The sequence below is a fragment of the Chryseobacterium sp. YIM B08800 genome (assembly GCF_026163565.1).
GTDB lineage: Bacteria > Bacteroidota > Bacteroidia > Flavobacteriales > Weeksellaceae > Chryseobacterium.
The window spans coordinates 1-536 of sequence record NZ_JAPDKN010000047.1 but is presented as its reverse complement, the minus strand read 5'-3'; the positions used below and the strand labels follow the sequence as shown (position 1 = coordinate 536).

Annotated in this window: 1 protein-coding gene; it reads right to left on the bottom strand. The window is 27.2% G+C overall.

What is annotated here, in order from left to right; translation table 11 throughout:
- Positions 1-265: 265 nt before the first annotated feature.
- Positions 266-536 (bottom strand): lysozyme (locus OEW74_RS16235; RefSeq protein WP_265429469.1); only part of this gene is annotated, 271 nt, incomplete at its 5' end.

Below are 536 nucleotides of genomic sequence, written 5' to 3'. Positions count from 1 at the left end.
TTTTGTACCTTTTATTTTGGATAAAAATTTGAAAAAAGAATATCCTAATGGCTAGTATTTTCTTAAAATTTAAACCAATACTTCTTTGCTCTTTTTGGATTGGTGATTTACTAAATTTAGGAAATATTTCATCTAAATTCTAATTCAATAGTTTCAATAAATTTGTTTATCTGTAAATGGAATTATTAGGATGAGACATCATATTCTAGAGCTGGGAGATTAAAATTCTCTGTTTCACAATATACCAATTACAGTTTTTTAAATTTTATTTTGCAAAAAACAGATCAGCTTCAGCTTTTCTTCTTCGGATCAAACCATTCAAAACTTTACCTCCAGCGGTAATATATCTCGAAATAAACCAGTCTTTAATAGTCTCTGAATTTGCTTTTTTATTGATTAAAGAAAACAAAGTATCAGAACCTCCTGTATTGTAAGTATGGGATACAAGAGCATCAAATTGATTTTGTGTAAGTGCGATTTTAATTTTATTCTTCACTATTTTTTCATACGTTGGCAAAACAGATGCAAATAATTCA